The sequence below is a fragment of the Pedobacter sp. 01N416 genome, from assembly GCF_056399685.1.
Genome location: NZ_JBFTRT010000224.1, coordinates 1 through 7,674 on the forward strand (window position 1 = coordinate 1; position 7,674 = coordinate 7,674).

At 42.0% G+C, this 7,674-nt stretch carries 1 protein-coding gene; it reads left to right on the plus strand.

The genetic code is table 11. The features are described 5' to 3' along the window. Positions 1-398 precede the first annotated feature (398 nt). Positions 399-7,439: an SDR family NAD(P)-dependent oxidoreductase gene (locus AC1DND_RS13875; RefSeq protein WP_477582401.1), complete on the plus strand. Its 7,041-nt coding sequence runs from the start codon at positions 399-401 to the stop codon at positions 7,437-7,439. The last annotated feature ends 235 nt before the right edge of the window (positions 7,440-7,674 follow it).

Here is a 7,674-nt window from a genome sequence, read left to right on the forward strand (position 1 = left end):
CCTCAACACAAAACGTATAAAATCAGTACATTATAAAAATAAATCCGTAAATTAACCCATTATTAATACTAACTCAATATGGATAGTCTTTTTTTGTATTTGAAATTTAAATACACCACATAAAGAACCATAATTGAAAACATTAATTAGAATTTTGTTCATAAAATTCATTTTTAAATGAAAAAATAGGTTGCTTTTTAAACGCCTGTTCAGTTCATTCATTTATAAATTTTTAAAACAATTTGACTTTACCAAGTCGTATATTAGTCTAATTAATCATACACACTAATCGTAGCCCTAAAAAGCTCTGTTATTGCGTATTACGGGCAGGCATAAAGAACCATTATGTTTCGCTTTTAGTCATCCATCAAACAGAAGAAGTAGAAAAATCTAAAGCCATGAACAAATACGCCATTATTGGAGTAACTCCCTTCGAAATCCCTGATAGTAGATTGGTTTCTAATCTACAAAAAGCAGATTGCTTTCCGGTTCTCAGTCTTGGACATAGCATAGCTGATGCTGAAAATGCCCTTCATTCACTCATAGCGGAGGGTATCTCCGATTTCGGTGTTAGTATCAATTCAGTAGAATTGGCTGATATTGATCTTCCTACCCAAGTATGTTTAATTATTGCACCGCATGATTTCGTGCTAAAGCGTAAAACATCAGCAAAAATTATCTACCAGGTTTTTGATCTTGAGTCGGCACTGGCTGCGCAAGCTAATGGCGCAAATGGAATTGTTGTAAAAGGAAACGAAGGTGCTGGCCGTGTAGCATACGAATCTTCTTTTGTTCTTTTTCAACGGATTATTAAAGAAATTACCACTATTCCGGTTTGGGTTCAGGGAGGTGTAGGTATTCATACAGCGGCCTCTTTAATGGCCCAGGGCGCAGCAGGAATCATTTTAGATAGCCAACTCGCCTTATTCCCAGAATGTTCTGCTCCTGAAGACTTAAAAACTATTTGTGGTAAATTAAGTGGAACAGAAACCAAACTGATCGATAAAGCTCGCGTATTGATCCGTCCAAATTCGCCGGCACTGGCAGAAGATACTGATTATAATGGCCTTCAAAAACATTTTAAAGGTTACGACCTGGAAACAAATTATCTTCCAATGGGTCAGGATATTGCCCTATCGATAGACCTGGTTACTAAATATAAAAAACTTGATAAGCTGGTTTTTGGTATAAAGGAAGCCATTTACGGCCATTTAAAACAGGCCAAAGCCATCAATGTAATAAAAGCGGATAACCCGCTTGCTAAAGATTTAAACATCACCTATCCTATTGCGCAGGGCCCTATGACCAGGGTAAGCGATGTGGCGCCGTTTGCAGATGCAGTTTCGGAAGCTGGTGCCTTATCGTTTATAGCGTTATCCTTACTAAAAGGTGCATCGGCAAAAAACCTGATTGAAGAAACCAAAAAACTGGCTGGCGAAAAAACCTGGGGCGTAGGTATTTTAGGTTTTGCACCACAAGAACTTAGAGATGAGCAACAGGAATATATATTAAATGCGAAACCTCCTGTTTTGTTAATTGCAGGCGGAAGGCCATCGCAGGCTAAACCCTTCGAAAAAGCAGGGATCAAAACTTTTCTCCATGTACCCTCTGCTTCTCTTTTAGATATGTTTTTAAAAGAAGGAGCTAAACGTTTTGTATTCGAAGGCCGCGAATGTGGTGGCCACGTTGGCCCCCTATCGAGCATGGTATTGTGGGAAAAACAGATTGAACGTTTGTTAAAGGAAGAAAATCCGGAAAGCATCAGTGTTTTCTTTGCAGGTGGCATCCACGATTCTTTTTCTACTGCATTCATTTCAGTAATGGCTGCTCCTTTGGCAGCCAAAGGAATGAAAATCGGTGTATTAATGGGCACCGCTTATTTATATACCAAAGAAGCCGTAAGCAAGGGTGCCATTTTAGATAAATTCCAACAGGAAGCCATGCAGGCAAACGAAACCGTACTGCTTGAAACCGCTCCAGGACACGAAACCAGGTGTTTAAATTCTTCATTTGCCACCTTCTTTAACGAAGAAAAAAAGAAACTTCAGGCAGAGGGAATGGATAAAAAAGAAATTTGGGCAAAACTTGAAACGCTAAATGTTGGCCGTTTACGTATTGCCGCAAAAGGTATAGAAAGACGCGGCGATGAACTCGTAAAAATCGACGAAGCTGAACAAACTGACCTGGGCATGTACATGATCGGCCAGATTGCACCTATGCATAAAGAAGTGATGTCGCTACTCGATCTTCACCAGGATGTAGCCGACAATAACTATACACATATTTTAGACGCCACACTTTCTTCTCCTCCGGAAAATAAAGCCAAAGCACTGGATGTTGCCATTGTGGGTATGGCCTGTATTTTCCCAGGGGCTAAAAACCTCGAAGAATACTGGCGCAATATCATTCTAGGCAAAGATTCTGTAACCGAAGTGCCGGATGAAAGATGGAATAAGGAACTGTATTATAATCCCGATTCTACCGCAGGAGATATGTCGCACTCTAAGTGGGGCGGTTTTATCCCGAGGATAGATTTTGACCCCTTAGAATTTGGCATTCCGCCACAATCGCTTGCGGCTATAGAGCCTACGCAGCTGCTTACTTTAATGGTGGCCAAACAGGCGATGCAACACGCTGGTTATGCCGATGGCGGTGTGGATAACGAAAATGTTTCGGTAATTATTGGTGCCGAAGGTGGAAACGATCTGGCCAACAGCTATAGTTTCAGAGGTTTTTACAAACAGGTTTTTGGCGAAATGCCAGCCGAAGTAGATGCCGTATTACCAAAAACAACAGAAGATTCTTTCCCGGGTATTTTGGCGAATGTAATTTCGGGCAGGATCACCAACAGGTTAAACCTGGGCGGTCGAAATTATACGGTTGATGCGGCCTGTGCTTCATCTTTGGCAGCAATAGACCTGGCTTGTCAGGAGTTATTTTTAGAAAAATCGGATATGGTTTTGGCCGGTGGAGCAGATCTGCACAACGGCATTAACGATTACCTCATGTTCTCAAGCACGCATGCCCTTTCTAAAAAAGGAAGGTGTGCCACTTTTGATGCCGAAGCAGATGGAATTGCCCTCGGCGAAGGGATTGCCATGATCGTATTAAAAAGATATGATGATGCTTTACGCGATGGTGATACGATTTATTCTATTATTAAAGGTGTAGGTGGATCGAGTGACGGCAAAAGCCTTGGTTTAACTGCACCACGTAAAAACGGACAGGTAAATGCCTTAGAAAGGGCTTATAGCCAGGCTGGAATTACGCCATCACTGGTTGGCCTGGTAGAAGCACATGGTACGGGCACAGTGGTTGGTGATAAAACTGAAATCAGCGCATTAACCGACATGCTTAATCAATCGGGTGCAACCGCCGGACAAACGCATTTAGGCTCCGTAAAAACGCAGATTGGCCATACCAAATGTGCTGCCGGAATTGCAGGTTTGATTAAAGCATCGCTATCGGTTTACCACGGCATTAAACCACCTACCATCAATTTAAAAACACCAAATAGTTTCTACAATGCCCAAACAAGTCCATTCGCTTTTCATACCGAAGCTGGTTTATGGATGGAAGAAAAAAGATATGCTGGCGTGAGTGCCTTTGGTTTTGGCGGAACAAATTTCCATGCGGTATTGGAAAGTGCTCAGAATACCGAAAATAAAAATTCGATCTTAAAATCGTGGCCATCAGAACYTTTTGTTTTCAGGGGAGATACTTACGAGGAAGCCAAAAAGCGGGTGATTTCGGTAAAAAATCTCTTGGAACTGAACGATCAGATCGAACTAAAAGATATTGCCTATAGTTTAGCAACCGCTGATACCAAACCTGTTCAATTGAGCATCGTTGCCAATCATGCAGAAGATCTGGTAATGAAAATCGACCTTGTTTTATCTGGCGTAGAAAGCAAAGACACTTACCTTACTCAAAAACAGGATGGCAAGGTTGCTTTTATGTTTCCAGGGCAAGGCAGCCAAAGGGTAAACATGGCAAGAGATCTTTTTGTGGTTTTCCCTGAGATGAGAAAACTGCTGAAAGCTTATCCTGAATACGAAAAAATCCTATTTCCAAACACCGTGTTTAACGAGGTTGATGCGAAAGCACAAAAAGAACGCATAAAAGATACCCGCATGGCACAACCGCTATTGGGTATTGTTGATCTTGCAATCGCTAACTTCTTAAAATCATTGGGTATTGTGCCTGATATGGTTGCGGGCCACAGTTATGGCGAATTGCCTGCGCTTTGTTTTGCCGGTGCTTTTGAAGAAGAAACCCTGGTTTACCTGAGTGCAGAAAGAGCAAAATCTATTTTAAATGCAGTAGAAAACGGCGATCCGGGCACGATGCTCGCCGTGAGCGCAAAACAGGAAGACCTTGCACAATATCTTGGCGATATCAAAGACGTTTATCCGGTAAACTTTAATGCACCAACCCAATGTGTTATTGCGGGTAGCACCGCAGCTATCGGCCAGTTGGCTACAGTTTTAAAGGAAGCCAAAATATCTTTCCGTCCACTTGAAGTGGCCTGTGCCTTCCATAGTCCCTTGGTGGCCAAATCGAAACAGCTTTACCAACAAGTACTATCTGGTGTAAACTTTAATGATCTAAAAATTCCGGTATGGTCTAACACCACGGCAAAAGAATATCCAACTGAGGCTGCCGCTGTAAAAGAACGTTTGACCGACCATTTGATAAAACCTGTCCTTTTTGTTGATGAGCTTAGGGATATGTATGCAGCCGGCGCCAGGGTTTTCGTAGAAGTTGGCCCTGGCAAGGTGCTAAGTGGTCTAACCAAAGCCTGCATCGGTAAAGACGAAGTGATTTTACACACCGAAGATCAGGGCCAGAATAAACTCAGTAATCTGTTGGGTACACTGGCTGGTTATATGGCTACTGGCCGCGAAATCAAACTCGAAAAATTATTTGAAGGCCGTTCTGTTAAAAGCATCAAATTGGATGAACCTTCAATTTATAAAAAAAGTCCCGCTATCTGGTATGTGAACGGTCAACACGCTGTTCCATCAACGGGTAAACTTCCGGCCAATGGCGCATCCCCTATTACTAAACCGATTATCCTTATGAATAACACCTCTACACCAACTGAAAATCAACAGGTTAATGGCTCTGCCAAAGATTTGATGATGCAGGAGTACCTGCACAGCATGAAAATGCTGATTCAGGCACAACGCGATGTGATGCTTTCCTTTTTAGGGCAAGCTCCCGCAATGCCTTCGCAAATCATTAATCAACCTTTAACATCATATCAGGCACCTCAACCTGTCCGTATCGAAAATCAGATCACGATAAAACAGGAAGTGCCACAAGCACARACCATCGAAGTAATAACACCTGTGGTTGCACAAAAAGATTTAAAACTGGTGCTTTTACAGCTAGTAAGCGATAAAACCGGCTATCCACAGGAAATGCTGGGTATGGAAATGGATCTGGAAGCCGATTTAAGTATCGATTCGATCAAACGTGTAGAAATTATTGGTGCTTTACGTAGCGAACTGGGTGGTTTCTCTCAATTAAACCTTCCGGAAGATAAAATTATGGAACAGCTTGCCGGACTTAAAACCTTAAGCAGCCTGGTAAACTGGCTTACAGAAAACACCGAACAGCCAAAAGCGGTTAGTGCACCTGCTCCGATAGCCGTAACAACAAGCCAGCTTGAACCTGCAAAATTTTCATTAGATCAGTTAAAATCGGCCATTCTTGATGTGGTGAGTGAAAAAACAGGCTATCCAAAAGAGATGCTGGGCATGGATTTAGATCTTGAAGCTGATTTAAGCATCGATTCGATCAAAAGGATGGAAATTATCGCCTCTTTAAAAGAAAAAATCGGATTTGGTTCACAAGGCGATCAAGCTGATGACTTAATGGAGAAATTGGCCGCAATCAAAACCTTAAATGCCCTGRTTAACTGGATTGCCGATGTTGAAGCAGAAAGCTCGGAGGTGCTTACAGAAGCAAAAAAGCTTATTGAGGAGAGCATCGATGATCAAACGGTTAAAGAAAAATTATCCCGTTTAAGATTTGAGCTAACTCCTGCTGCACTTACCATTACCGAAGCAGCCATTTTAAAAGGTCAGCGTTTTGCCTTAACCGATGATGGTGGCGGACAGGCCATCAAAATCAAGAAAGTGCTCGAAAAACATGGTGCTATTGCTGATCTGGTGAGCTTTGAAGACTCATTGGACGGCTATCAGGGCCTCATCATTTTGAACATGTTCGAAGCACAGCAAAAAGTAGGCATTCTCGATCATTTCGCAACGATTAAAAAACTAAATTTTGATACCGTAAAATGGGTGTATCTGATTGCGGATACCAAACAATATTTTAACGATCAATCTGATATTTCTTTCTTGAGAAATTATCAAGGGTATTCGGGATTCTTTAAAAGTTTAGACCGCGAATACGAGCATACCAAATGCCGTTTCATCAGTCTCGAAACCAAAATGTCCCCTGATGAAATCACCAATATTACCTTAAACGAAATCCTGAATCCGGATAAACCTTCGGAAATTATTTACAACGACCATAAAAGACACATTATGGAACTTGTACCGCATCAATTGAGTACCGAAACTGATGCGCACATCCATTTGGATAAAGATGCCGTGGTAATGGTTTTAGGTGGCGCACAAGGCATTACAGCCGAACTGATGATCCACTTCGCAAAAGATTACCCTTGCAGGTACATTCTGGTGGGCCGTTCTGCAAATCCAATAGCTTCGGCAAATGAAGCCAGTTCTTCGTTAAAAACCAAAGATGAGATCAGGCAGTACGTAATTAAGCAGGGCGAGATTAAAAAACCTGCAGAGATAGAACAGGAAACGAATCGGATTTACAAAAATAACCAGATTTTACGTTGCATTGCAACTTTAGAAGAAGGTGGATCGACGGTAGTTTACGAATCGTTAGACCTTAAAGATGAAGAAGCACTGACCCGTTTGATCAATCAGGTTTACGAAGATTATGGTCGCATAGATGGCGTGGTACATGGTGCAGGTTTATTGGAAGATAAATTGTTCCACAGTAAAACTTCCGAATCTTTCGGACGCGTTTTCGATACCAAAGTAACCCCATTAAGGGTATTGGCTGAGCAGTTAAGACCAGAAACTCAATTTGTGATCCTTTTCTCGAGTATCGCTTCGGTTTACGGAAACCGTGGGCAAACCGATTATGCTGCAGCAAACAGTGTAATGGATAAATATGCCTGGGCCTTAAAACAGAAGATTCAAGGCAAGGTAATGGCCATTAACTGGGGGCCGTGGAAAGGTGCAGGTATGGTTTCGCCAACATTAGAAAAAGAATACCAGCGCAGGGGAATTGCATTGATCCCATTACAGGATGGAATGGAAACTTTCTTAAACGAACTTAAATATGGTAAAGAAAGCCAGGTATTGATCATGGCCGGAAACACTTGGACATAGAAAGATCCCCTGTTGATATTTTTAGCCCATAGCGTCATGAGTTTGCAATGATAAGCAGCCAAAAGTCGTCATTGCGAGAAGGCTTTTTCAGCCGACGAAGCAATCTTTCTAGCAAGGATTGCTAGCAGGAAAGATTGCTTCGTCGTTCCTCCTCGCAATGACGACCGCACTATTAGAACTGTCATCCTGAGCTTGTCGAAGGACCTTTTTAAAATGTCTTATGAGGCGTTTCGAC